The organism is Paraburkholderia azotifigens, from assembly GCF_007995085.1.
Classification (GTDB): domain Bacteria; phylum Pseudomonadota; class Gammaproteobacteria; order Burkholderiales; family Burkholderiaceae; genus Paraburkholderia; species Paraburkholderia azotifigens.
The window spans coordinates 2,118,353-2,143,494 of the sequence record NZ_VOQS01000001.1 but is presented as its reverse complement, the minus strand read 5'-3'; the positions used below and the strand labels follow the sequence as shown (position 1 = coordinate 2,143,494).

The following is a 25,142-nucleotide window of genomic DNA, read 5'->3' as shown; positions in this document are numbered from 1 at the left end:
GCTTCGTCAGCTCGACATTTCAACCAGCATGTAAAGCAATTACGCAACTACACGAGACAAAGGAGTGGAGGTATCAATGGATGGAAATCCGTTTCTGAAGATTCAGCGCCTTGGCCGCGCATTGATGCTGCCGATCGCGGTGTTGCCTGTCGCCGGCCTGTTGCTGCGCCTCGGTCAGCCCGATGTGTTCAAAATCAAGATGATCGCCGACGCGGGCGGCGCGATCTTCGACAACCTGCCGCTTCTGTTCGCGATCGGCGTCGCTGTCGGCTTCGCGAAGGACAATAACGGCGTGGCGGCGCTGGCGGGCGCGATCGGCTATCTGGTCGAAGTCGCCGTGATGAAGGACATCAACGACAAGCTCAACATGGGCGTGTTGTCGGGGATCATCGCCGGTATCGTCGCGGGGATGCTGTACAACAGGTACAAGGACATCAAGCTGCCCGACTACCTCGCGTTCTTCGGCGGCAAGCGCTTCGTGCCGATTGTCACGGGGGTCGCGTGTCTGGCGCTCGGCATCGTGTTCGGCTACGTGTGGGCGCCTGTTCAGGCGGCCATCGACTCGGCCGGCCACTGGCTGACGACGGCGGGCGCAATCGGCGCGTTCGTGTTCGGCTTGCTGAACCGTCTGCTGCTGGTGACGGGGCTGCATCACATCCTGAACTCGCTCGCATGGTTCGTGTTCGGCACGTTCACGCCTCCGGGCGGCGCGGCCGTGACGGGCGACCTGCATCGCTTCTTCGCGGGCGATCCGACGGCGGGCACGTTCATGACGGGCTTCTTCCCGATCATGATGTTCGGTCTTCCCGCCGCGTGTCTCGCGATGCTCCATGAGGCACCGAAGGAGAAGCGCGCGCTGGTCGGCGGCCTGCTGTTCTCGATGGCGCTGACGTCGTTCCTGACGGGCGTGACGGAGCCGATCGAATTCAGCTTCATGTTCCTCGCACCGGTGCTCTACGCGATCCACGCGGTCTTGACGGGCCTCTCGCTCGCGATCTGCTCGGCGCTCGGCATCAAGCTCGGCTTCACGTTCTCGGCGGGCGCGATCGACTACGTGCTGAACTACGGTCTCTCGACGAAGGGCTGGGAGGCGATTCCGATCGGTATCGTCTACGCCGTCGTCTACTACGGCCTGTTCCGCTTCTTTATCCGCAAGTTCAACATGGCGACGCCGGGCCGCGAGGCCGAAACGCCGGAAGCGGCTGTCGAGTCGTACGCGTCGGGCGGTTATGTGGCGCCCGTCGAAGGCGCAGCGGCGGCAGCGGGCACGCGCGCGCAGCGCTACATCGCGGCGCTCGGCGGTGCGGCGAATCTGTCCGTGGTCGATGCGTGCACGACGCGTCTGCGTCTGTCGGTGGTCGATGCCGGGAAGGTGTCGGAGAACGAACTCAAGTCGATCGGCGCGCGCGGTGTGCTGAAGCGTGGCGGCGGTGCGGTGCAGGTCATCATCGGACCGGAAGCGGACATCATCGCCGATGAAATCCGCTCGACGATTGCGAGCGGCGGCGCGGCTGCTGTTGCTGCGGCTCCTGCTCATGTTCCTGCTCATGTTCCAGGGAAGGCAGCGGTTGCTGCGCCTGTCGCTGCGACGGCTGGCAACGGCCCGCTCGATCCGGATCCGCTGCGCTGGCTCGCCGTGTTCGGCGGCGCGACGAACGTCGTATCGCTGGAGGCTGTGGCGGCGACGCGCCTGCGCATCGTCGTGCGCGATCCGTCGGCTATCGATCGCCAGCGTCTCGACACGCTAAGCGTCGCATGGGTGGCAACGGATACGTTCCACGTCGTCGTCGGCGAGTCGGCGCAGCGTTACGCGCAACAACTGTCGACCCGTCTGACGGCGACGGCTTGAGCGTCTGGCATTCAAGGCTTGCCGGGATGAAAATCGGCGCCCCGCGGGGCGCCGATTTGCGTTTACGGCTCAGCGCTTGTCGCCGTCCGCGTCCGCATCGACGGCATTATTCGCTTCGAGCCACATCACGTTGATGATGCCGAGCGCGAGCGCCAGACCAATGCCGAGAATCCAGCTGAAGTACCACATGGCTCGCTCCTTCAGTACATCGAGTGATGGTTCTGTTCGATCGCGTCGGCCGTCACCTTGCCGCGCATCACGCGATACACCCAGCTCGTGTAGATCAGGATGAGCGGCAGGAAAACGATCACGGCAATCAGCATGATCTGCAGCGTCATCTGACTCGACGTCGAATCCCAGACGGTGAGGCTGCTGCGTCCGTCGAGCGACGACGGCATGATGAACGGAAACATCGAAAAACCCGCCGTCAGGATCACGCCGATCACCATCAGCGAGGTCGACAGGAAAGCGGTGCGCTCGAAGCGCGAGTTCGCGAGCACGAGCGCCAGCACGCCGCCCATCACGCCCGCGATCGGCGCGGCGATCATCCACGGATACATCGCGTAGTTGGTGAGCCACAGCCCCGGCGCGCCGATCACGTTTTTCAGCAGCGGATTGGCGACGGTATCGAGCGGCGCGGGTTCGCTGATCTGATAGCCGCCGATCAAGGTCGACACCAGCACGCCCGCAATCAGGAACAGCCCGACGGCGACGAGCGACGCGACGCGCAGCGCCACCGAAGCGCGCCGCGCGACGATGCCGTCCGCCTTCATCTTTACGAACGCCGCGCCGTGCGCGGCCAGCATCGACGCGCTCACGACGCCGCACACCAGTGCGAACGGATTGAGCAGTCCAAAGAAACTGCCGTGATAGGTGACGCGCAGATCCTGATCGAATGCGAACGGCACGCCTTGCAGCAGGTTGCCGAACGCAACACCGAACACGAGCGCGGGCACGAAGCCGCCGACGAACAGCGCCCAGTCCCACGCGGTTCGCCAGCGCGGATCGTCGCGCTTGCCGCGATAGTCGAAGCCGACGGGGCGGAAGAACAGCGAGAACAGCACCAGCAGCATGGCGAAGTAGAAACCCGAAAACGACGCGGCATACACGAGCGGCCACGCCGCGAACATCGCGCCGCCCGCCGTGATCAGCCAGACCTGGTTGCCTTCCCACGTCGCGCCGACCGTGTTCACGACAATGCGCCGCTCGGCGTCCGTCCTGCCGACGAAGGGCAGCAGGATCGCTGCGCCCATGTCGAAGCCGTCGGTGAGCGCGAAGCCGATCAGCAGCACACCGATGAGCACCCACCAGATCACTTTGAGGCTTGCGTAGTCCATAGCGTTGTCCTCTTTCTTGTCTTCGTCATGCCGCCGTGTTCGCGCCTATGGGCGGCCGCGAGGTCTGTTCGTGGTGATAGCGGCCCGTGTGCAGCGACGACGGCCCGAGCCGTGCGTACTTGAACATCAGCGTGATCTCGATGATGAACAGCGCGGTGTAGAACACGACGAAGCCAGCGAGACTCAGATACAGGTCGCCTGCCGTCAGACTCGACGACGACAGCGACGTCGGCAGAATGCCCGCGATGGTCCAGGGCTGGCGCCCGACTTCCGCGACGATCCAGCCGAATTCGGCCGCGAGCCACGGCAGCGGAATGGCCCACACGGCCCAGCACAGGAACCAGCGCCGGCTGTCGCGCAGCAGGGAGCGCTGCGCGCAGAAGAAGAACGCCAGCACGAAGGTCGCAAGGAACAGGATGCCGAGGCCGACCATCAGCCGGAACGACCAGAACACGGGCAGCACGGGCGGGACGGTTTTCTTCGCGGCCTGTCTGATCTGATCGGCGGTGGCGTCGGTGACTCGCGGCGTGAACTGCTTGAGCAGCAGGCCGTAGCCGAGATCTTTCTTGTGCGCGTCGAAGGCGGCGTGCGTCTCGTCCGTCGCATCGCCTTGCCTGATTTTTTGCAGCGCGCCGTACGCGAGGATGCCGTTGCGGATGCGCGTCTCGTTCTGCGCCATCAGTTCCTTCAGCCCGACGACAGGTTCGTCGAGCGAGCGAGTCGCGATGATGCCGAGCGCGTACGGCACGCGCAGCGCGTAATCGGTGCGCTCTTCCTGCTGGTTCGGAATACCGATGATCGTGAAGGGCGCGGGCGGCGGCGCCGTCTCCCATTCGGATTCGATCGCGGCCAGTTTCATCTGCTGCACTTCGCCCGTCGTATAGCCCGATTCGTCGCCGAGCACGATCACGCATAAAGTCGCGGCGAGCCCGAAGCCGGAAGCGACCGCGAACGAGCGCAGCGCGAAGTCGATGTCGCGGCGCTTGAGCAGATACCACGACGAGAGACCGAGCACGAACATCGATGCCGTCACGTAACCCGCCGACACCGTATGCACGAACTTCACCTGCGCGACGGGATTGAAGATCACGTCGAAGATGCTCGACAGTTCCATGCGCATCGTTTCGTAGTTGAACTCCGCGCCGACCGGGTTGTTCATCCAGCCGTTCGCGATCAGGATCCACAGCGCGGACAGGTTCGAGCCGAGCGCCACGAGGAACGTGACCATCAGATGCTGGACGCGCGACAACCGGTTCCAGCCGAAGAAGAACAGGCCGACGAAGGTCGATTCGAGAAAGAACGCCATCAGCCCTTCGACAGCGAGCGGCACGCCGAAAATGTCGCCGACATAGTGCGAGTAGTACGACCAGTTGGTGCCGAACTGGAATTCGAGCGTCAGGCCCGTGGTCACGCCCATCGCGAAGTTAATGCCGAACAGCTTGCCCCAGAACTGGGTCATGTCCTTGTAGATCTGCTTGCCCGTCATCACGTAGACGCTCTCCATGATGACGAGCAGCCACGACAGCCCGAGCGTCAGCGGCACGAACAGGAAGTGATAGAGCGCCGTGACGGCGAATTGCAGACGCGAGAGATCGACGACGTCGCTAGCGGGCATGGTTGTCACCTTGATGCGGAGGCGGCGATGGGACGGAGGCTGGCACCGACAGCAGCGCCTGTGCGACCTGCGCAGGCGGCAGCGACATGTTCCGGGCCTGCGGATGATTGAAGAACGCGAATTTGAGCGCGAGCAGAAGCGCGAATTTGATCGCGAGCACGATCACGATGTCGCGAGCGAAGGTGGGACCGCGAGCCCACGCGGCGACGCGGCGGGCGAACGCGCGGCGTGAGGCATTCCTGTGATTGAGCGTTGTGGCCATGTTCGATCGGCAACGACATCGCGCCGGTCGACCCGGCAGGATCCAGTGCGCATCGTCTGCGGCACTGGCGCAAGCCTAACCATTGTAGGAATGAGCTGACGGACAAGCCCGCGTCATCGTGTCGCGAACAGGCGTCCGTTCTTCCACTTGATAAATCACGCTCTGCGCGAGGTCAAGGCAATGTCCCGACATTGACGCGGATCGACGCAACATTCGACGACGCATAAGAAAAAGCCCCGCCTTCTTGCGAAGAGCGGGGCTCTGTTCGTAACGGGTACCGCCGGTGGACGGCGTGCCCGCTGCTTCTCTACGGTTACGCGTATTCGGCGAGCGCGGTGCGCATCTTCTTCATCGCGCTTGCTTCGATCTGGCGAATCCGTTCGGCCGATACGCCGAACTCGTCGGCCAGTTCGTGCAGCGTCGAGCCGCCCGAACCATCGTCTTCCACCTGCAGCCAGCGCGCTTCAATGATGCGGCGGCTACGCGGGTCGAGCGATTCCAGCGCGCTCGCGATACCGTCGCTTTGCAGCTTGTCGCGCTGACGCGCAGCCAGCACGGCCGTCGGCTCGCTGTGCGAATCGGCCAGATAGGCGATCGGGGCAAATGCTTCTTCGCCGTCTTCGACCTGACCCTCGAGCGCGACGTCGCCACCCGACAGACGCGTTTCCATTTCGGCCACTTCTTCGCGTTTGACGTTCAGCTCTTTCGCCAAACCGTCGATTTCGTCCGGCGTGAACGACTGCAACCCTTGCTTGTGGCTGCGCAGGTTGAAGAACAGCTTGCGTTGCGCCTTGGTCGTCGCCACTTTCACCATGCGCCAGTTGCGCAGGATGTATTCGTGGATTTCGGCCTTGATCCAGTGCATCGCGTACGACACGAGACGCACGTTCTGCTCCGGGTCGAAGCGCTTCACGGCCTTCATCAGGCCGATGTTGCCTTCCTGGATCAGGTCGGCGTGCGGCAAGCCATACCCCAGGTAGTTACGCGCGATCGACACGACCAGCCGCAGGTGCGACAGGACGAGCTTGCGTGCGGACCCGAGGTTGTTCTCCTCGCGGTATTCGGTGGCGAACTGGCGCTCTTCTGCCGGCGTCAGCATCGGAATCCGGTTTACGGCCTGGATGTAGGCGTCGATATTGCCCAGCTGGCCGGGCAGAAGAGAAGCATGCGAGAGCGCCAGTGCACCTGCCGGAGCGGCCTTAGCCGACGACGGGCTCAGAGTACTCGGGAGGGTCAATGTGTTGCTCACGTAGCAAACTCCTTTTATTCAGACAAAAGTCTGGCAATTGCCAGACCAAGATGGATGTTAGCACTCTCATCTACCGAGTGCTAATACTTAGAAGCCGTAGGGCCATCCAAGTTCCCGAAATGCTATTGGAATCTACCTTCTAATAGCGTCGTGCCTCTATCGTACCTCATCTGCGGGTTTGGCAGCGAACGCATAGGATTCGTCGAATGCGGCAGAATTCCGCAATCGAGAGCGAGATTTTTTCGGAAACGGAAGCAGTTATTTGCTACTTTTTGGTCAGGAATAAAGGGTCCGATAGTTGCTACTGTCTCTAAAATGTCCCTGCGCGATGTCCTCGCTCAACCCCGCATCTGGTGGACGTACGATGGAAAAAAAGATCAAGGCTTGGATCGACGTGGTGCTCAAATGCGCCGCGGCTGCAACGTTCCTTGGCGCATCCGGTCTGGCTTCGGCAGACCAGTTGGGCATTCAGGTTACGGGCGGCACGGCCGACCATCACGTCCGCAAACTCGACCTCGGCTTTGTCTGGGATCCCAATCTGACGTGGTGGGAGATCGGCGGCTGGCACTTCGCGCTGCTGGGTGAAGCGCACGCGGCCTGGTGGCATACGGACGAAGGCAACGAGAACGAGAACATCGGTGAGTTCGGCGTGACGCCGGTGATCCGGTTCATCAAAGGCTCGGGCTGGTTCCGGCCGTTCGTCGAGGCCGGCGTCGGCGTGCGTGTGCTGACTCACCCGCGACTCTCTTCGACCTTCACGATGGGCTCTGCGTTCCAGTTCGCCGACATGGCGGGCGTCGGCGCGCAGTTCGGCGACCATCAGCAGTATCAGCTCGGCTACCGCTTTCAGCATGTCTCGAACGGCGGTATCAAAGAGCCGAATCCTGGTATAAATTTCCACCAGATTTACGTGCAGTACAACTTCTGACGACCGTTGCCGTTGTCGGCGCGGTCGTCGATAGGGGCGAACGCGATGGCGGCAAAGGTGATCGAGGCGATTCGGGGGCTGGAGCGCGATCGCTTTCGCGCGATGGTGGAAGGGAACGGCCAGCAGCTCGACGCGCTGCTCTCGGACCACGTCATTTACGTCCACACGAACGGCAAGCGCGAGTCGAAACAGCAGTTCATCGACGCCATCACGGCCGGGCGCCGGCGTTATCGCCAGATCGAGGTGCAGTCGCAGGAGGTGCTGCCCGTCGGGCGCGAGACCTGCGTGGTCACGGGCCGCGCGCTGATCGAGATGGAAGCGAACAATGGCGCGCTGCTGTTTCCGATCGCCTACACGGCCATTCAGGCGCAGGAAGACGGAAAGTGGCGCCTGATCGCGTGGCAGGCGACGCGTTGCGCAATCGAGTGACGCGGATCGCGCGATCACTCTGTTCCTGACGGGAGCCGCTTCGTGAGCGGTCCGTGTGCGCCGGCGACGGGTGAATCGCCGGCGTTTGCGTTTTTGCGTGTTTCCTTTTGCTGCCGAACCGTTATGCCGCGACCCGACGGTCGACAGCCGGCCAGCCCGCGCGATTGACGCCGCTGACGACGGCATCGACGACGGCCGTCATGTCGTCTTCCGCGACGCCGACGCCGTGCCGCATCGGCTGATCGCCGACCCGGCAGCCGACGAATACGGCTGTACGGCCGTCCGCCGCGCGCATTGTTTCAACCGACGTGATCTCGATGGCCTGCTTCGCCGCCGAGGCCAGTTCCTGCGCGACGGCCTTCGCGTAGGCTTCATGGCCGTCGACACTCGCCGCTGCCGTCGCCGGCACGCCGATCTCGCGCTTGTTCCAGCGCACCGTCGAGCCGTTCACTCGCTGCGCCGGGCCTTCCGTCTCGAAGTATTCGCGGGCGAAGAGCGCGCAGATCGCGTCGCCCGTCACTTCCTCGCCTGACTGGTCGGCGATCGTTTGCACAGCATGGCTGAATTCGACCTGCACGCGGCGCGGCGGCGCGAAGCCCATGCCGCGCTCGAGCAGGTAGGTCGAACCGCCCTTGCCGGACTGGCTGTTCACGCGGATGACGGCGTCGTAGCTGCGGCCGACGTCGGCGGGATCGATGGGCAGATAGGGCACTTCCCAGACCGCATCGGCTTTTTGCTGCGCGAATCCCTTGCGGATCGCGTCCTGATGCGAGCCCGAGAACGCCGTGTAGACGAGGTCGCCCGCGTACGGATGGCGCGGATGCACGGGAATCTGGTTGCAGCGCTCGACCACGCGCCGCACGGCGTCGATATCCGAAAAGTCGAGGCCGGGATCGATGCCCTGCGTGTAGAGATTCATCGCGAGCGTGACGATGTCGACGTTACCCGTGCGCTCGCCGTTGCCGAACAGACATCCTTCGATGCGGTCCGCGCCTGCCATCAACGCGAGTTCCGCTGCCGCGACAGCCGTGCCGCGGTCGTTATGCGGGTGCACCGACAATACGATGCTGTCGCGATAACCGAGATTGCGGTCCATCCATTCGATCTGGTCCGCATACACGTTCGGCGTCGCGGCTTCGACGGTGGCGGGCAAATTCACGATCATCTTGTGATCGCGCGTGGGACGCCACGTTTGCGCCACGGCGTCGCAGACTTCGCGCGCGAACGGCAGCTCGGTCATGCTGAAGGTTTCCGGCGAATACTGATAGGTCCAGTGCGTCTGCGGACGGGCGTCGGCGTGTTCGCGAATGATCCGCGTGCCCTCGACAGCGAGCGCCTTCACGTCTTCCTTCGACTGGTTGAAGACGATCTTGCGGAACGACGGGCAGATCGCGTTGTACAGATGGACGATGGCGCGCGGCACGCCTTCGAGCGCCTCGAACGTGCGCGCGATCAGGTCTGCGCGCGACTGGACGAGGACTTCGATGGTCACGTCGTCGGGAATGCGCTTTTCGTCGATCAGCTTGCGGACGAAATCGAAGTCGGTTTGCGACGCCGACGGGAAGCCGACTTCGATCTCCTTGAAGCCGATGGCGACGAGCATGTCGAAGAACTCGGTCTTCTGCGCGATGCTCATCGGCTCGATCAGCGACTGGTTGCCGTCGCGCAGATCGGTGCTCATCCAGACGGGCGCGTGGTCGATGGTGCGGGTGGGCCACTTTCGGCCGGTCAAACGGACGGTCGGGAAGGGACGGTATTTCTCGGCAGGGTTGCGCAACATGGTAAGGCCTCGTTCGATTCGTTTAGTCGTGTGCTGGGGGATGTGGCTTCGAGCGGCTGGCGGGTTGCCACAGATGCACGACCCGCAAGCCGGGCGCTAGCGGGAGCAACGAACGGGCGCGAACAAACAACGACGTCATCGGAACGACAACGAAGGCAACGATCGGAACGGAAGCCCATGCAACGTGCATTTGACCCTCGCGATTCGTCCGGACGGTAAACGGACGAACACAGACGACTACAGGTTTTGAAGGAACTACGGACTGGGGTGAAACGGAACGACGGGAACTGCCAGGAGGACCGCTGCAGCCGCTTTGGCGACTGCACGCGGCGCTACGCCTTGCTTACGCTAGACGTAGCGATAGGGGCCGCGCTAGGCGGCCGAGGGTAATTCGGAGGGTGTTCGGAAAGGAACGCATTGTTAAAAGATAAGCGAGGCGGCGTGGGCCTGTCAACCCGGAACTGGCTGCAATGCGTTCCTTCCGAGGGTGGAAACGGCTTGCCGGAAGGCCGTTAGCCCTTGTCAGGCGGCCTTCCGCGCAATCTCGACGATCAGTTCGACCTGCCGCGTGATGGCGGCCGGCACCGGTGCATCGCCGCGCAGGACATCTGCGATCCACGCTGCCGTGGTCGGCGCGTCGCGGCCTTCGGGTAGGTCGACTTCGGGCGCATCCGGCGACGAGCGCTCGGCGGCGACGCGCGTTTCGCAGATGCCGTCATGCAGCCAGTCGATCTGCACCTGGCGGCGCGTATCGGCAACGGCTTCACCTTCTGTGCCGCGCGCGAGCAGCGCACCGCCAACGGCAGCGTCGGGATGCGAAACGAACAGCCGCGTCAGGCTCTCGCGATACGGCGGGTGCGTGTAGTTCACGAGCCGCAGACCGGCCGGCGCGAACGGCTGAAGAATCTTGACGAGCGTATGCGTCGAATTGCGCACGCCCATCCGCCGACGCAGCGACAGCAGTCGCGCGAGCTTCGGCGCGAGCGTTTCGATGGGCGCGAAGGCGATGCGCTGGCTCGCGAGGCCCGCTTCGATGTCGCCGTGCGTCTGCGCGGGCGCGACGTTCAGAAGCGCGAAGATTTCGGCGCTCGTCACGCGGCCGGGATCTTCCGTCACGCCGTGCACCAGCACGGGCACGCCCTCGCGCGCGAGCAGCAACGCCAGCAGCGGCACGAGGTTCGGCTGCTTGCGCGCGCCGTTGTAGCTTGGAATCGACACTGCCTGATGTGCGCCGTGCTTCACATCGATCGGCGCGAACGACGCGTGCGCTGCCGACAGCATCGCGGCCAGTTCGTCGGCGGATTCGCCTTTCACCCGATACGCGAGCAGGATCGCGCCCAGTTCGAGATCGGAAACGCGACCGTCGAGCATCGCGGCGTACAGCGCGTGCGTGTCGTCCGGCGTGAGCGCGCGCGCGCCGTTGGGGCCGCGGCCGATTTCCTTGATGAAACGGGCGCAGGGAAAAGGCGTGGTGTCGGTGAAATCGGTCATCGGGCAAATCGGTATTTTGGGGGCGGCGGGCAGCAACGATTGATTGGCGGCGTTTGCTTTCGCAGGCGGACGCGGTTCGACGCGCTACGTTCGTTTCGAGTATCGCACGCCGGGCTCGCGTCCAGAATTCGAGCGATGCGGGAGCAGAGGTGCGAGCAAATTGGCGGCCTGCCATGAACCTTACGGCATGGCTTCCGTGGCCGCCACCTGGCCGTTCGGCCAGGCGACGCGCGAAACGGCGCCGCGTTACACTCAATGCTTCGCCGCGTCAGAGCGGCTCAATAGAAGACGGAGAACGGAATGGGTTATGTGTTTGCGCCAGCGCCGGTGACGGCAGTGCCAGTCGTCGGATCGGACGATCAGTTCGCGGTGCGCCGCATCTACTGCGTGGGCCGCAATTACGAAGCGCATGCGCGCGAAATGGGCCACGACCCCGACCGCGAACCGCCGTTTTTCTTCGCCAAGCCGGCGGATGCCGTGCTGTACGTCGCGCCCGGCGCCACGGGCGAGTTTCCGTATCCGGCGCAGTCGAAGAACGTCCACTACGAGATGGAACTCGTCGCGGCGATCGGCAAGGCAGGCAAGAACATTCCCGCCAGCAGCGCGCTCGATCACGTCTACGGCTACGCGCTCGGTCTCGACATGACGCGCCGCGACCTGCAGGCGGAAGCGAAGAAGCTGGGCCGTCCGTGGGACACGGCAAAGGGCTTCGATCACTCCGCGCCGCTCGGTCCGATTCATCCCGTTACCAAGGTCGGTCATATCGACAAGGGCGCGATCTTTCTCAGCGTCAATGGCGAAGAAAAGCAGCGCTCGGATGTGTCGCAGCTGATCTGGTCGGTGGCTGAGACGATCGAGTATCTGTCCAGCTTCTTCGAACTGCAGCCCGGCGACCTGATTTTCACCGGCACGCCCGAAGGCGTCGGTGCGATCGTCCAGGGCGACCTGATGAAGGGCGGGGTGGACGGGCTGGGAGAATTCAGCGTGCGCGTGGTCTGACGCCGCCGGATCCATTCAGGGGGAGGACTACACAATGAAGCTGTACAGCTACTTTCGCAGTTCCGCGTCGTATCGCGTGCGCATCGCGTTGAACCTGAAGAACCTGCCGTACGAGTACATGCCCGTGCATCTGCTGCGCGAAGGCGGCGAGCAGTTCAAGCCCGAATATCGCAAGCTCAATCACGACGCCATCGTGCCGACGCTGGTGGACGGCGACGACGTGATCACGCAGTCGCTCGCGATCATCGAGTATCTGGAAGAAACGCGTCCCGAACCGGCGCTGCTGCCGTCGAAGCCCGCCGATCGCGCGTACGTCCGCTCGATCGTCCAGCAGCTTGCGTGCGAGATCCATCCGCTGAACAACCTGCGCGTACTGAAGTATCTGAAGCGCACGGTCGGCGTGAGCGACGAGGTGAAAGACGCGTGGTATCACCACTGGATCAGTTCGGGTTTTGCCGCGCTCGAAGAGTATCTGGTCGCGGATGGCCGCGCCGGCAAGCTATGTTTCGGCGATACGCCGACCATCGCGGATCTCTGTCTCGTGCCGCAGGTCTTCAACGCGAGCCGCTTCAATGTCGATCTGAGTCCGTATCCGACGATCCGGCGCATTTGCGAATACGCGAACTCGCTCGATGCGTTCGCGCGTGCCGAACCTTCCGTGCAGCCCGACGCGGAGTGAGGAGGCCTCCTGATACGGAAGCGCTCGCCATGCAGAAGCAATGAAAAAGGGCGTCATGCAAACACATGACGCCCTTTGAATTTCACTCGCTCTCAGGCGATCGCTGCATCACCCGAGCAATGCATCCGAAAACTCTTCGGCGCTGAACGGTTGCAGGTCTTCGACCTTCTCGCCGACACCGATGAAGTACACGGGCACGGGACGTTGCCGCGCAATCGCCGCGAGAATGCCGCCCTTCGCCGTGCCGTCGAGCTTCGTCACGATCAGGCCGGTGAGCCCAAGCGCGTCGTCGAATGCCTTCACCTGGGCGAGCGCGTTCTGACCCGTGTTCGCATCGATGACGAGCAGCACTTCGTGCGGCGCGCCGTCCATCGCTTTGCCGATCACGCGCTTCACCTTGCGCAATTCTTCCATCAGGTGAAGCTGGGTCGGCAGACGGCCGGCCGTATCCGCCATCACGACGTTGATCTTACGCGCGCGCGCTGCGCCGACGGCATCGAAAATCACCGCCGCGGGATCGCCGCTTTCCTGCTGCACGACCGTTACGTTGTTGCGCTCGCCCCAGATCGCGAGCTGTTCGCGCGCGGCCGCGCGGAATGTATCGCCCGCAGCGAGCAGCACCGACTGGTTGAAGCGCTGCATATGCTTCGCCAGCTTGCCGATGCTCGTCGTCTTGCCTGCGCCGTTGACGCCCGCGATCATCATCACGGTCGGATGGTAGTGACCGAGCGTCAGCGACTTCTCGAGCGGCTTCAGCAGGTCGACGAGCAGCGTGCGCAGCGCGGTCTTGACCTGCTGCGGATCGGTGAGGCGCTCAGCGCGCACTTTCTCGCGCAGCGTTTCGAGCAGATATTCCGTTGCATCGACGCCCGCGTCGGACATCAGCAGTGCCGTCTCGAGTTCTTCGTACAGATCTTCGTCGATCTTCGTGCCGACGAAAATACCCGTGATGCTCGAACTCGTTTTCGACAGACCGCTGCGAAGACGCGTGATCCACGAGCGTTTGGCGGCAGCTTCGGGCAAGGGCGGCGGGACGATTTCGACGTTTGCATCGTTTTCGTCGTCCGTATCTTCGAAATCGGCTGCGTCAGGGACGTAGTCGGGATCGAATTCGGGCGCGTCGGCGGAATCCGGAAGAGCTTGCTGACGGGGCGCGGCGGGCGCTTCCGGCTGCGCCTCGTCCCGCATGTCGACATCTGTGCCGGCATCGGTCTGCGACGCATCAGGCGTGTCGTCGGGCGCCTTGGAACCCTTGAATCGTTTGAAAAAGCTGAACATGGTCTGGGCTGGAGTGAAAGTGTGCCGGATTCCCGCTTTTGGCCCGGCGGCGCGTGGCGACATGCGGCGATGAGCGGCTACGCGGCATTCCGGTGGCCGGCGGGCGGTCCGGCAGCGACCGCACGACAGTCAGGCATGCGAGGCGCTTGAAGCCGCACATTTTATCAGGCGCGTCAGGCGCCGTCGTGATCGCGGGCAGGGCGCGCACCGACGTGGTGAACTTCGCCCAGTGCGCTTGCGCGCGTGTGGTAACGTGGGCGCTCCGGCTCGCCGATCGACCGTTTGCCGACGATCGGCGGGCGCACGCTCAACACATGAAACGCATGTCCCGTACTTCTCCCGCCCGCGCAAAAGGCGCGCCTTCCGGCCGCGGCCAGGCACACTCGATCCGCATCATCGGCGGCGACTGGAAACGCACACCGCTGCCCGTGATCGATCTCGACGGCTTGCGCCCAACGCCCGACCGCGTCCGCGAAACGCTGTTCAACTGGCTTGGCCAGCAGCTCGATGGCCAGCGTTGTCTCGATCTTTTCGCCGGCAGCGGCGCGCTCGGTTTCGAAGCGGCGTCGCGCGGCGCTGCGCGCGTGCTGATGGTCGAGCGCAATGCGCGCGCCGCCGCGCAACTGCGGGCGAATCAGGCGAAGCTGTCGGCGCGGGCAATCGAAATCGCCGAAGCCGACGCGTTGCGCCTCGCCGCGAGCCTCGCGCCTGGTTCGTTCGACGTCGTGTTCATCGATCCGCCGTTCGGTGAGGATCTGCTCGGCCGCTCGCTGGAGCTAGCAGCACCGCTGGTCAGCGCGGATGGTTTTCTCTACGTCGAGTCGGGAGAGTCCCTCGACGCCGCCGCGCATGCGGCGCTCGAAGGCTGGTCGGTGGTGCGGCAGGGCAAGGCGGGCGCCGTCTACTTTCATTTGCTGCAGCGCGAAAATGAGGAATAATGCGCGTTCCATAACAAGCGCCGGGCGGGCTGCCGTTACGCGCGCGATATCGTCGTCAGACGAGTCCTGCAGGGTGTGCTCCGGCACGCCTTCTAGTCAGTAGAGAGGAGAAATCCCATGGTTGTCGCCGTGTATCCGGGTACGTTCGATCCGCTCACGCGCGGTCACGAAGACCTCGTGCGTCGAGCATCGAGCATTTTCGACACGCTGGTGGTGGGTGTCGCGGACAGCCGCAACAAGCGGCCCTTCTTCACGCTCGAAGAGCGCCTCGAGATTGCGAACGAAGTGCTCGGCCACTATCCGAACGTCCAGGTGATGAGCTTCAAGGGACTATTGAAGGATTTCGTCCGCATCAACAACGCGCGCGTGATTGTGCGCGGGCTGCGCGCCGTGTCGGATTTCGAGTACGAGTTTCAGATGGCGGGCATGAACCGGTATCTGCTGCCCGACGTCGAGACGATGTTCATGACGCCGTCGGACCAATACCAGTTCATCTCGGGCACGATCGTCCGCGAGATCGCACAACTGGGCGGCGATGTGAGCAAGTTCGTGTTCCCGTCGGTGGAAAAGCGGCTGCAGGACAAGGTCGCCGCTTACGAACAGGCTCGCGCTGCCAATCCGTGATCTGCGTGCGCCTCGCGGCGGAACGCGGGCGTTTTGCGATAACCGGATGCTTAGTGTGGTCTATCCGGGAGGCGTAAAATTGCAGATTACGGAACGTTTTTACCGGTGCGTGCAGGAACACGGCGCGCCGGCATGAAGTGAGAACAGCATGGCCCTGATGATTACCGACGAGTGCATCAATTGCGATGTATGCGAGCCCGAGTGCCCGAACGACGCAATTTCGATGGGCCCGGAAATCTATGTGATCGACCCGAAGAAGTGCACCGAATGTGTCGGCCACTTCGATGAGCCGCAATGCGTGCAGGTGTGTCCCGTCGAATGTATTCCGCGCAATCCGGAACATCTGGAAACGCCGGAACAGTTGATGGACAAGTACAACGGGCTGCAGGCTGCGAAGAGCGCCTAGTTGCTGCCTGATTCGTCTGAATGCGGCGCCGTTTGATAGCTTAGGCGATAGCTCAAGCGGCGCCGTTTGTCTTAGACCGACGCCTTAACCGGCGTACCCGCCAAGAATATCCTTCAGCGCGTCCAGCAGCGTGTCGCACTCGGCATCCGTGCCGATCGAAATACGCAGATGCTGGTCGATGCGCGGCAGCCTGAAGTGCCGCACGAAGACTTCCTTTTCCCTCAGTCGAGCTGCGAGCGTGGCCGCATCGTAGCCTTCGTGGCGCGCGAACACGAAATTCGCCGACGACGGCACGACTTCGAACCCCAGCGCCGTCAACTGCGACGTCAGCCGTTCGCGGCTGGCGATGACCTTGTCCGTACATTCGCGAAACCACACGTCGTCCTTATACGCGGCCGTCGCGGCGGCCTGGGCGAGGCGGTCGAGCGGATACGAATTGAAGCTGTCCTTTACGCGAGTCAATGCATCGATCAACGCGGCGTCGCCGAATGCAAAGCCGACCCGCATGCCGGCGAGCGAACGCGACTTCGACGTCGTATGGACGACGAGTAGATTCGGATACTTGCTGATCAGCGGAATGGCAGATTGCGCGCCGAAGTCGACATACGCTTCGTCAATAACCACGACTGAATCGGGATTCGACGCGACGATTCGCTCGATGTCCGAAAGCGGCAGCGCGTGACCTGTCGGTGCATTCGGATTCGGGAAGATGATCCCGCCGTTTGGCTCGCCGTCAGGCTGCATGTAGTCGTCCACGCGAATCTGGAACGTGTCGTCGAGTGGAATCGTCCGATACTCGACGTCGTAAAGACGCGCGTACGTCGGATAGAAGCTGTACGTGATGTCCGGAAAGAGAATCGGCTTGTCGTGCTTGAGAAGCGCCTGAAACACGATCGCGAGTACTTCATCCGAACCGTTGCCCGCAAACACCTGTTCCGCTTTTAACCCGTGCTGTGCTGCGACCGTCTCGCGCAATACGCGCGCCGTCGGATCGGGATAACGACGCAGCGACTCGGCGTGCTCGCCCAGTTCCTCGCGGATCGCGCGCAGCACGGCGGGCGAGGGCGGGTACGGATTTTCGTTGGTGTTCAGCTTCACGGGATGCGCGAGCGCAGGCTGCTCGCCTGGCACATACGGCGTCAACCGGTGAACGATATCGCTCCAGTAGCGGCTCAAGCTTCTCTCCTGTATGCGTGGACGCGTGTCGCGTCAGGGATTGCGATGCAGTTGCATCATCGCGCGTTCGAGTTCGCCCTTGACGACAGTCGGCATCACTGCCAGCGCGCGCTCGATCGACGCGTCGATCACATCCTGTTCTTCCTTGCGCGGCGGCTTCAGCACGAAGTTCGCGACATCGGGCTTCGCGCCGGCGCGGGCGCTTTCGGGGATCAGATCGCGCGGATGGCCAATGCCGATGCGCAGCCGCCAGTATTGCTGTGTCGACAGATGAGCGGAAATGTCCTTCAGGCCATTGTGCCCGCCGCTGCCGCCGCCGAGCTTCAGCTTGACGGTGCCGGGCGGCAGATCGAGTTCGTCGTGAGCGACGAGAATCTGGTCCGGCAGAATCTTGAAGAAATGCGCGAGCGCGACGACCGACTGACCAGAGCGGTTCATATACGTCATCGGCTGCAGCAGATGCACTTCCTCGCCGTACAGACGCGCCTTCGCGTAGAAGCCGTGGAAACGCCGCTCGTCGCGCAACGTCGTGCCCGCTTCGCGAGCGAGTTGGTCGACGAGCCAGAAGCCGGCGTTGTGGCGGGTCGCGGTGTATTCGGCGCCCGGATTGCCGAGCCCGACGATCAGCTTGATCATGTTCGAGTGAGCCGCACGGCAGGCCGCGCAGCCTGAATTAATCGAAAAAAAACCCGCCGGGGCGAACCGCGGCGGGTTACGTCGACCGTTCCATTGAAACGGATCGAGAGGATAGCGGCTTTATTCAGCTGCCGGCGTTTCGCCTTCAGCTGCTGCTTCTTCCGACTGTGCGCCAGCAGGAATCGGTGCCGAAACGATCACCGGGTTTTCTGCGACGAGGTGCGCAACCAGTGCGACGCCAGCCGGCAGAGCGATGTCCGTTGCGTGCAGCGATTGACCCGCTTCGATCTTCGCCAGATCGACTTCGATGAACTCCGGCAGAGCGGCCGGCAGGCATTCGATTTCGATTTCGTTGATGACGTGCGAGATGATCGCGCCGCCCAGCTTCACAGCCGGGTTGGTTTCCTGATTCATGAAGTGCAGCGGCACCTTCGTGTGCAGCTTCTTCGATGCGTCGACGCGCTGGAAGTCCACGTGCAGCACGAGCTGACGGAACGGATGGTATTGCACGTCGCGCAGCAGAACCTGTTGCGACTTGCCTGCCACTTCCAGTTCGAGAATCGACGAGTGGAATGCTTCTTTCTTCAGTGCGTGCCACAGCGCGTTGTGATCGAGTTCGATCAGTTGCGGTTCGCCGACGCCGTACACGATACCCGGGGCCTTGCCCGAGTTACGCAGGCGGCGGCTCGCACCCGTACCTTGCAGATTACGCTCGAAAGCGATGACTTTCATTTGCTTCTCCATTATCTGCCCGCGACCAGGCAGTAAAACGGGGCCTTGCTCGCTTCTGATGAGCGGAGGACCCCTGACAAAACGGCATGAACCTTCGTCCGTTCATGCCGGAATGCAAAAGCGCCGCATTCATCATGCGGCGCTTTTGCAAATACTTTAGCTTTCCGCAAACAGCGACATCACCGAGTCGCCGCGACGGATACGCGAGAACGTTTCGGCTAGCAGACCTGCGCTCGTCAGCGAGCGGATCTTCGGGCACGAGCGGGCTTCTTCGCCGAGGGGAATCGTATCGGTGACAACGAGTTCGTCGAGCGCAGATGCAGCAATACGCGGACCGGCGCCACCCGACAGCACCGGGTGTGTTGCGTACGCGAACACCTTCGTCGCGCCGCGCTCCTTCAGCACTTGCGCTGCCTTGCACAGCGTGCCTGCCGTGTCGACCATGTCATCCATGATCACGCAGGTACGGCCTTCGACCTCACCGATGATGTTCATCACTTCAGCGACGTTCGCCTTCGGACGACGCTTGTCGATGATGGCCAGATCACAATTCAGCTGTTTTGCCAGCGCACGGGCGCGGACCACGCCGCCGACGTCCGGCGACACGACCAGCAGGTTCTCGTGATTCTGCTTGCGCAGATCGCCGAGCAGCACGGGCGTGGCGTAGATGTTGTCGACGGGGATGTCGAAGAAGCCTTGAATCTGGTCAGCGTGCAGATCCATCGTGATGATCCGCTCGACGCCGGCGATTTCCAGCATGTTCGCCACGACCTTCGCCGAGATCGCCACGCGCGCCGAACGCGGGCGACGGTCCTGACGGGCATAGCCGAAGTAGGGGATGGCCGCGGTGATCCGGCCTGCGGATGCGCGCTTGAGCGCATCGACCATGATCATCAGTTCCATCAGATTGTCGTTGGTCGGCGCGCAGGTGGACTGAAGGACGAAGACGTCCTTGCCACGCACGTTTTCCTGAATCTCGACCTGGATCTCGCCATCCGAGAACCGGGAGACCATTGCTTTGCCGAGGGGAATACCGAGGATTTTGACGACTTCCTGTGCAAGCGCGGGATTTGCGTTGCCAGTAAAAACCATCAGGCCGTCATGGCTGCTCATCATGCACCTGCTTCAGGCTGTGGGAGGCGAGGAACTACGAGAATTTATGGCAGGGGAGGAAGGACTCGAACCCTCGCATGCCGGAATCAAAATCCGGTGCCTTGACCAACTTGGCGACTCCCCTACACTAACTTTGAGCTTCACTGAATGTGTAGGCCATTCAGTGCCGCGAAACTTATGCCGCGAAAGAAAAGAGTGGATGCGTGTCCAGGCTTGCCGTCACTGCACTGTTCCATTCGACTGGCAGTTTGGCTTGCGCCGCGACCGCTTCATCTTTGCTATGGAACGCTGCAAAAACGCTTGCACCTGATCCTGTCATCCGCGCCGGCGCGATGTTGTCAAACCATCTCAGCACCTGCGCAACTTCCGCGTATTTCCTTGCGACAACTTGCTGCATGTCATTCTGGCCGAAGCTGTCTGGCCATCCTGCGCTGCAACTAACCTGTGCAAGAAAGTCTGCTATTGTGAGGGCTTTTGTGTCTCTCGTCAAGTCTTTTTCGGAGAAAATTGCTGACGTTGGAACGTGAACCCTCGGTGTCACCACCAGGAAGTGGCGCGGCGGCAATTGTACCTGCTCGAGTTCTTCTCCGATACCCTCTGCAAAGGCATTTTTTCCGAACACGAAGAACGGCACATCGGCGCCCAGTTTCACTGCAAGTGATTGCAGTTCCGCGCGCGGCACATTCAGCTTCCACAGACGGTTCAGTGCGAGCAACGTCGTCGCTGCGTCGGAGCTGCCGCCGCCGAGACCCGCGCCCATCGGCAGCCGCTTGTCGATCTCGATGTTCACGCCCAGGCGCGTGCCCGTATGTTCCTTGAGCAGCTTCGCGGCGCGCACCGTGAGGTCGGTGTCGGCGGGAACGTCGGCGATTTCGGTGCCGCGTGTGATCGTGCCATCATCGCGGCGCGTGAAGTGCAGCGTATCGCCCCAGTCGAGCAACTGGAACACCGTCTGCAACGCGTGATAGCCATTCGGCAGACGGCCTGTGATGTGCAGGAAGAGGTTCAGCTTCGCTGGAGCGAGGCAGTCGCGCAGCGAGTCGTTCGTTTCGATCATGAGTCTTTGCAAAGCGCGCGTGCCGGTTACTGGTCGAGCACGAGCTTGATGTCGAGCGGTGGTTCGGTACGCGCGAGATTGACGCGCTTCACGCTGGTTGCAGGCGCATCGGCGTAGGCGACGTAGTCGATCGTCCAGCCGTCCTGCTGGATTTCCTTCAGACGCGTTTCCTGTTGCGGATCTTTCTCGGTCGTCGCCTTCGATGTGGGCGCAACCGACGGCTGCAGCCAGTAGCGCAGACCTTCGACCGGCAACGCGAAGCCGAGTGCATTCTGCATCAGCGTGGAGACGTTATCGGCTGTCACCGGCTGACGGTTCGGCAATTCGAGCGTGGCCGCCGAAGGCGACGACGTGACAATGGCCAAAGTTTGTCCAAGCGGATTACGCAGTTCCAGCGTGACAGTATCGCCGTGTTCTTGCCAGTCGAAGTTGCCGTACGCATTGCGCTGCTGTCCGTTCTGATCGACGTACTGAACGGCGAAGCGGCCGTGATAGGCGCGGCTCGTTTGTGCGGTGACGGCCGTTGCTGCATTCGAAGTGGACGGACCCTGCGGCTTGACGGAAGCACAGCCGGACAAGGCGACGATGGCTGCGGCTGCGAGACCCAGCGCCGCGCGGCGCGGCGCTGGAGAGGAGAAAGCGGGCAAGGAAAAATGCATCAGAGATCGTTCACCTGAAAACGTTTGAGCGTTTTGACGAGCGTATCGTTGTCGGGTTCGAGCTTGCGGGCATCGCGCCAGGCCGCGCGCGCCTGATCCTGGTCGCCGCTTTTCCATAGCACTTCGCCGAGATGCGCGCCAATTTCGGCGTTCGGCTGCAGATCGTAGGCCTTGCGCAGCACGCGGATCGCATCCGACGTATCGCCAAGCCGGTACTTCACCCAGCCGACGCTGTCCATGATGAACGCATCGTTCGGCGACAGCGCCAGCGCCTTCTCGACCAGCTTGTCCGCTTCCTGCAGACGCTGCCCGCGATCCGCGAGCGAATAGCCGAGCGCGTTGTAAGCCTGCGCGTTGTCCGGTTGCGTGCGCATGAGCTTGCGCAACTGCGTTTCCATCACGTCGTAATGGCCGTTCTTCTCGGCGGCCATCGCGTAGTCGTACGTGAGATCGGGGTCGTCCGGGAACTCGCTCGTCGCCTGAGCGAGACGCGCCTCCGCTTCCTGATAGCGCTTCGCGTCGAACAGGATCGCTGCGTCGGTGCGCGCGATCAGCGCCTGCTCGTGCGGATCCTGCGCGCGAATGCCCGCAAGCAGCTTGCGCGCATCGTCCACTTTGCCCTGTTTCTGGAGCAGTTGCGCGCGCGTGATCTGCGCGGGAACGTACTGCGTGCTGGTCGGCGGAATCTTGTCGAGCCACCGGCTCGCCCCTGCCGTGTCCTTCTGTTCGAGCGACAGCTGCGCAAGATAGATGTACGCCTGGCCCGCGTCCGCGCCCGGCGTTTTCTCGGCCTTTTGCGCGTACTGCTGCAGATAGTTTTGCGCTTCGGGCAGATTCTTTTGCTGGATCTTGATGAGCGCAAGCGCCATCAGCGGCGTCAGGTCGTTCGGGTTGTCCTTCTGCATGAACTCGAACTGTTTCTGCGCGTCGTCGAGGCGATCGCTGGCCAGATACATTTGCGCGAGCGCGAGCCGCGCTTCATGCGACTTCGGATTCGCCTGGACGTATTTCTCAAGCGACGCGATGCCTTCCTTGCGCTCTTCCGGTCCCATCTGCGACAGCATCAACGCAGCGGGCAGATAGTCGGGCTTCAGCTTGAGCGCCTGTTCCAGCGATTTGCGCGCACCGGGCGCATCGTCGGCGATCAGCTGCTGACGCGCGAGCGCGAATTGCGCTTCGGGGCGATTCATGTCGTTTGCGAGCAGATCCTGCAGCACGTGCAGACCGCCCACGCGATTCGGACCGCGCGAAATCAGCAGTTGCAGTGCGAGAATGCCGTTGCCGCGGTTTTCCGGCGGAATCTTCGCGAGTTCTTTCGCGAGCATCGGCTTCGCGTCGTCAGGCTTGCCGGACAGCACGAGCAGCGATGCGTCCAGTTGCGCGGCGCGTTCGGATTGCGGCGCGTATTCCTGCCACAGCTGTGCGGCAGCCAGCGCATCCGACGGACTCTGCGCGGCAAGCGCGATTTCCGTCGCGCGCTGCGCCATGCGCGGATCGTGCGTGTCCCGCGCAAGCGAGAGATAGGTCTGATACGCTGGCGCCGGCTGATTACGTTGCAGCGCGACTTCCGCCGCGAGCACCTGGAAGACGATCTGGCTGCTCAGCAGAACGCTGGGCAGATTGGCTTTTTCTTCGGCGGAATCGGGGCCGAAAGCGTCTTGCACGGAGACAGCGTTGTCATCCGCATCGGGCGACGGATCCTGCGCATGCGCGGGCAAGGCGGCTAGCGTCCAGACAGCCAGAGCGGCCACACCCAGCAGCCGGCGTGCGGAAACGGCGTGCGGCACGCTGTTCGCACCGGCCCGGCGCTTCAAATACTGCTTAACGATGGACAGGTTCATACAGATCCGTTCAATGTTTCGGTCGATTGTAACGCGCTCGCTACAATAAGCGCATAACCACGGACGCAAGTTGCAGACCAGTTAGACATGCCAGAGCTGCCAGAAGTTGAGGTTACCCGACGCGGAATCGAACCTTATGTCGCGGGGCGCCGCGTCGAGCGCGTCGATGTACGCACGCCCGCGTTGCGCTGGCCCATTCCGCCCGGTTTCGCGCGCCTGCTGCACGGCCGGCTGATCCACAAGGTGGAGCGGCGCGGCAAATATCTGCTGTTCGAGATCGACGAGGGCTGGTTCATCGTGCATCTCGGCATGACGGGAACACTCCGTGTGCTGCGCAACGTGCCGCATCCGCCTGCCGCTGCGAAGCACGACCACGTCGACTGGATTTTCGACGACTTCATTTTGCGCTTTCGCGATCCGCGGCGCTTCGGCGCTGTGTTATGGCACCCGCGCTCGGCAGGCGACGTTCTCGATCATCCGCTGCTGGCCGATCTCGGCGTCGAGCCGTTCGCGCCGTCTTTTTCGGGCGCGCTGCTGCATCGCAAGACGCGCGGGCGCAAGGTATCGGTGAAGCAGGCGTTGCTCGCGGGCGAAATCGTCGTCGGCGTGGGCAACATTTACGCCTCTGAAAGCCTGTTTCGCGCGGGCATCCGGCCGACCACGCAAGCGGGCCGCATCTCGCTCGTTCGTTACGATCTGCTTGCAGACGCCGTGCGCGTCACGCTAGCCGCCGCGATCGAGAAAGGTGGCAGCACGTTGCGCGACTTCGTCGGCAGCAACGGCGAGAGCGGCTATTTCCAGCTCGACTATTTCGTCTATGATCGCGCGGGCCTGCCATGCCGCGTGTGCGGCACGCCGATCAAACAGATCGTGCAGGGCCAACGCTCCACCTACTACTGTCCGACCTGTCAGCGCTGAGCCGTTCATGCCCGCTTCTTCCGTCATCGCTTCTTCCAGCGCTTCGTCCACCGCTTCGTCCACCGGTTCTCACACGATACCGAAGCTCGCCGATTTCTCTGTGCGCCTGATCGCATGGCAGCGCGAACACGGCCGTCATGACCTGCCATGGCAGAACACGCGCGATCCCTACCGGATCTGGCTGTCCGAAATCATGCTGCAGCAGACGCAGGTGTCGACGGTGATTCCGTACTACGCACGTTTTCTCGCGCGTTTTCCCGATGTCGCCGCGCTCGCTGCAGCGCCTGCCGACGACGTGATGACCTTGTGGGCCGGCCTCGGCTACTACACGCGCGCGCGCAACCTGCATCGCTGCGCGCAGGTGGTCGTCGAGCAGCACGGCGGACTGTTTCCCGAATCGGTAGAAGCGCTCGCGGAGTTGCCGGGCATCGGACGTTCGACGGCAGCCGCGATCGCGTCGTTCGCATTCGGCGCGCGCGCGACGATTCTCGATGGCAACGTGAAGCGCGTTCTCGCGCGCGTGTTCGGCGTGGAAGGTTTTCCGGGCGAGAAGAAGATCGAGAACGGCATGTGGCTGCTGGCGGAATCGCTGCTGCCCGTCGACGCGACCGACGACGACATCAGCGCCTACACGCAGGGCCTGATGGACTTCGGCGCGACGCTGTGCGCGCGCGGCAAGCCGGATTGCGCGCGCTGTCCGTTTGCCGCGGATTGTGTGGCGAACGTGACGGGTCGTCAGCGCGAATTGCCCGCCGCGCGCCCGAAAAAGACGGTACCGACGCGTCGCACTTGGATGCTGCTGCTGCGCGACGGCGATTCGGTGATGCTGGAAAAGCGCCCGCCGTCGGGTATCTGGGGCGGCTTGTGGAGTCTGCCGGAAGCTGCCGATGAAGCAGCGCTCGCACAACTCGCGCGCGACTTCGGCGCAAGTGCAGCCGTATCGCCGCTCGCACCGCTCACGCATGTGTTCACCCATTTCAGGCTCGATATCGAGCCGCGCATCGCGGAGTTCGATCGTGCTTCGAAGGCAGTGAGCGCGCGCGATGCCGGCACCGTGTGGATGTCGCTGAACGAACTCGACGCGTACGGCGTGCCTGCGCCCGTGCGCAAACTGCTCGAAGGACTGCAGGGTTCGCTGATCTGAAC

25 protein-coding genes and 1 tRNA gene are annotated in these 25,142 nt (G+C 62.8%); 10 read left to right on the top strand and 16 right to left on the bottom strand.

The window, feature by feature from the left end:
• The first annotated feature begins 76 nt into the window (after positions 1-76).
• Positions 77-1,849, top strand: coding sequence for an N-acetylglucosamine-specific PTS transporter subunit IIBC (gene nagE / locus FRZ40_RS09525; protein WP_147233958.1), 1,773 nt, complete (start codon positions 77-79; stop codon positions 1,847-1,849).
• A 69-nt stretch (positions 1,850-1,918) separates the two neighbouring features.
• On the opposite strand, the gene cydX is transcribed toward nagE, so the two are convergent.
• From cydX to rpoH, 5 genes are all read right to left on the bottom strand, one after another.
• The gene (gene cydX, locus FRZ40_RS09520) at positions 1,919-2,038 is read right to left on the bottom strand and encodes a cytochrome bd-I oxidase subunit CydX (RefSeq protein WP_028365045.1); all 120 of its coding nucleotides are present in this window, start codon (positions 2,036-2,038) and stop codon (positions 1,919-1,921) included.
• Positions 2,039-2,049: 11 nt separating this feature from the next.
• Complete coding sequence (gene cydB, locus FRZ40_RS09515) at positions 2,050-3,186, bottom strand: cytochrome d ubiquinol oxidase subunit II (RefSeq protein ID WP_147233957.1); 1,137 nt, start codon at positions 3,184-3,186, stop codon at positions 2,050-2,052.
• A gap of 25 nt (positions 3,187-3,211) precedes the next feature.
• Complete coding sequence (locus FRZ40_RS09510) at positions 3,212-4,801, bottom strand: cytochrome ubiquinol oxidase subunit I (protein ID WP_147233956.1); 1,590 nt, start codon at positions 4,799-4,801, stop codon at positions 3,212-3,214.
• Positions 4,791-5,063 carry a cytochrome oxidase putative small subunit CydP gene (gene cydP / locus FRZ40_RS09505; RefSeq protein WP_147233955.1) on the bottom strand — a complete coding sequence of 91 codons (273 nt, stop codon included), beginning with the start codon at positions 5,061-5,063 and terminating at the stop codon, positions 4,791-4,793. Before cydP ends, FRZ40_RS09510 begins: the two co-directional genes overlap by 11 nt.
• Positions 5,064-5,376: 313 nt before the next feature.
• Positions 5,377-6,312: an RNA polymerase sigma factor RpoH gene (rpoH, locus tag FRZ40_RS09500; protein WP_028365041.1), complete on the bottom strand. Its 936-nt coding sequence runs from the start codon at positions 6,310-6,312 to the stop codon at positions 5,377-5,379.
• 364 nt (positions 6,313-6,676) lie between these two features.
• On the opposite strand from rpoH, the gene FRZ40_RS09495 reads away from it, so the two are divergent.
• Positions 6,677-7,240: an acyloxyacyl hydrolase gene (locus FRZ40_RS09495; protein WP_028365040.1), complete on the top strand. Its 564-nt coding sequence runs from the start codon at positions 6,677-6,679 to the stop codon at positions 7,238-7,240.
• Between the two features lie 45 nt (positions 7,241-7,285).
• Complete coding sequence (locus tag FRZ40_RS09490; protein WP_028365039.1) at positions 7,286-7,669, top strand: nuclear transport factor 2 family protein; 384 nt, start codon at positions 7,286-7,288, stop codon at positions 7,667-7,669.
• Between the two features lie 121 nt (positions 7,670-7,790).
• Here the strand turns inward: FRZ40_RS09490 and leuA are convergent, their stop codons facing one another.
• Positions 7,791-9,449 carry a 2-isopropylmalate synthase gene (leuA, locus tag FRZ40_RS09485; RefSeq protein WP_147233954.1) on the bottom strand — a complete coding sequence of 553 codons (1,659 nt, stop codon included), beginning with the start codon at positions 9,447-9,449 and terminating at the stop codon, positions 7,791-7,793.
• 522 nt (positions 9,450-9,971) lie between these two features.
• On the bottom strand, positions 9,972-10,940 hold the full coding sequence (ybiB, locus tag FRZ40_RS09480) for a DNA-binding protein YbiB (RefSeq protein WP_147233953.1): 969 nt from the start codon (positions 10,938-10,940) through the stop codon (positions 9,972-9,974).
• 300 nt (positions 10,941-11,240) lie between these two features.
• Here ybiB and FRZ40_RS09475 point away from each other — a divergent pair, with 300 nt between their 5' ends.
• Both FRZ40_RS09475 and maiA read left to right on the top strand, forming a co-directional pair.
• Entirely contained in the window at positions 11,241-11,939 is a 699-nt protein-coding gene (locus FRZ40_RS09475) for a fumarylacetoacetate hydrolase family protein (RefSeq protein ID WP_147233952.1), read from the top strand.
• A gap of 34 nt (positions 11,940-11,973) precedes the next feature.
• On the top strand, positions 11,974-12,618 hold the full coding sequence (maiA, locus tag FRZ40_RS09470) for a maleylacetoacetate isomerase (protein ID WP_147233951.1): 645 nt from the start codon (positions 11,974-11,976) through the stop codon (positions 12,616-12,618).
• Positions 12,619-12,726: 108 nt separating this feature from the next.
• Here maiA and ftsY read toward each other — a convergent pair whose 3' ends face one another.
• Entirely contained in the window at positions 12,727-13,896 is a 1,170-nt protein-coding gene (gene ftsY, locus FRZ40_RS09465; RefSeq protein WP_028365034.1) for a signal recognition particle-docking protein FtsY, read from the bottom strand.
• A 323-nt stretch (positions 13,897-14,219) separates the two neighbouring features.
• Between ftsY and rsmD the strand changes: the two genes are divergently transcribed.
• From rsmD to FRZ40_RS09450, 3 genes are all read left to right on the top strand, one after another.
• Complete coding sequence (gene rsmD, locus FRZ40_RS09460) at positions 14,220-14,834, top strand: 16S rRNA (guanine(966)-N(2))-methyltransferase RsmD (RefSeq protein WP_028365033.1); 615 nt, start codon at positions 14,220-14,222, stop codon at positions 14,832-14,834.
• A 117-nt stretch (positions 14,835-14,951) separates the two neighbouring features.
• A complete protein-coding gene (gene coaD / locus FRZ40_RS09455; protein ID WP_028365032.1) occupies positions 14,952-15,458 on the top strand; it encodes a pantetheine-phosphate adenylyltransferase in 507 nt (168 codons plus the stop codon).
• A gap of 148 nt (positions 15,459-15,606) precedes the next feature.
• Complete coding sequence (locus FRZ40_RS09450; RefSeq protein ID WP_028365031.1) at positions 15,607-15,864, top strand: YfhL family 4Fe-4S dicluster ferredoxin; 258 nt, start codon at positions 15,607-15,609, stop codon at positions 15,862-15,864.
• A gap of 84 nt (positions 15,865-15,948) precedes the next feature.
• Here FRZ40_RS09450 and hisC read toward each other — a convergent pair whose 3' ends face one another.
• From hisC to FRZ40_RS09410, 8 genes are all read right to left on the bottom strand, one after another.
• Positions 15,949-17,040 carry a histidinol-phosphate transaminase gene (gene hisC, locus FRZ40_RS09445; protein ID WP_147233950.1) on the bottom strand — a complete coding sequence of 364 codons (1,092 nt, stop codon included), beginning with the start codon at positions 17,038-17,040 and terminating at the stop codon, positions 15,949-15,951.
• 33 nt (positions 17,041-17,073) lie between these two features.
• Positions 17,074-17,676 carry an aminoacyl-tRNA hydrolase gene (pth, locus tag FRZ40_RS09440; RefSeq protein WP_147233949.1) on the bottom strand — a complete coding sequence of 201 codons (603 nt, stop codon included), beginning with the start codon at positions 17,674-17,676 and terminating at the stop codon, positions 17,074-17,076.
• Positions 17,677-17,796: 120 nt separating this feature from the next.
• Positions 17,797-18,408 carry a 50S ribosomal protein L25/general stress protein Ctc gene (locus FRZ40_RS09435; RefSeq protein ID WP_028365028.1) on the bottom strand — a complete coding sequence of 204 codons (612 nt, stop codon included), beginning with the start codon at positions 18,406-18,408 and terminating at the stop codon, positions 17,797-17,799.
• 156 nt (positions 18,409-18,564) lie between these two features.
• Positions 18,565-19,521 (bottom strand): ribose-phosphate pyrophosphokinase, encoded by a 957-nt coding sequence (locus FRZ40_RS09430; RefSeq protein WP_028365027.1) that lies wholly within the window; start codon positions 19,519-19,521, stop codon positions 18,565-18,567.
• A gap of 47 nt (positions 19,522-19,568) precedes the next feature.
• Positions 19,569-19,645: transfer RNA gene (locus tag FRZ40_RS09425), tRNA-Gln, on the bottom strand.
• Positions 19,646-19,696: 51 nt separating this feature from the next.
• Positions 19,697-20,578, bottom strand: a complete 882-nt coding sequence (gene ispE, locus FRZ40_RS09420) for a 4-(cytidine 5'-diphospho)-2-C-methyl-D-erythritol kinase (RefSeq protein WP_147233948.1) — start codon at positions 20,576-20,578, stop codon at positions 19,697-19,699.
• Positions 20,579-20,604: 26 nt separating this feature from the next.
• Positions 20,605-21,237, bottom strand: coding sequence for a lipoprotein insertase outer membrane protein LolB (gene lolB / locus FRZ40_RS09415; RefSeq protein ID WP_147233947.1), 633 nt, complete (start codon positions 21,235-21,237; stop codon positions 20,605-20,607).
• Positions 21,237-23,078, bottom strand: a complete 1,842-nt coding sequence (locus FRZ40_RS09410; RefSeq protein WP_028365024.1) for a tetratricopeptide repeat protein — start codon at positions 23,076-23,078, stop codon at positions 21,237-21,239. Before FRZ40_RS09410 ends, lolB begins: the two co-directional genes overlap by 1 nt.
• An 87-nt stretch (positions 23,079-23,165) precedes the next feature.
• Between FRZ40_RS09410 and mutM the strand changes: the two genes are divergently transcribed.
• Positions 23,166-23,996 (top strand): bifunctional DNA-formamidopyrimidine glycosylase/DNA-(apurinic or apyrimidinic site) lyase, encoded by an 831-nt coding sequence (gene mutM / locus FRZ40_RS09405; protein ID WP_028365023.1) that lies wholly within the window; start codon positions 23,166-23,168, stop codon positions 23,994-23,996.
• Positions 23,997-24,003: 7 nt separating this feature from the next.
• Positions 24,004-25,140 carry an A/G-specific adenine glycosylase gene (mutY, locus tag FRZ40_RS09400; RefSeq protein ID WP_240057127.1) on the top strand — a complete coding sequence of 379 codons (1,137 nt, stop codon included), beginning with the start codon at positions 24,004-24,006 and terminating at the stop codon, positions 25,138-25,140.
• Positions 25,141-25,142: the final 2 nt, after the last annotated feature.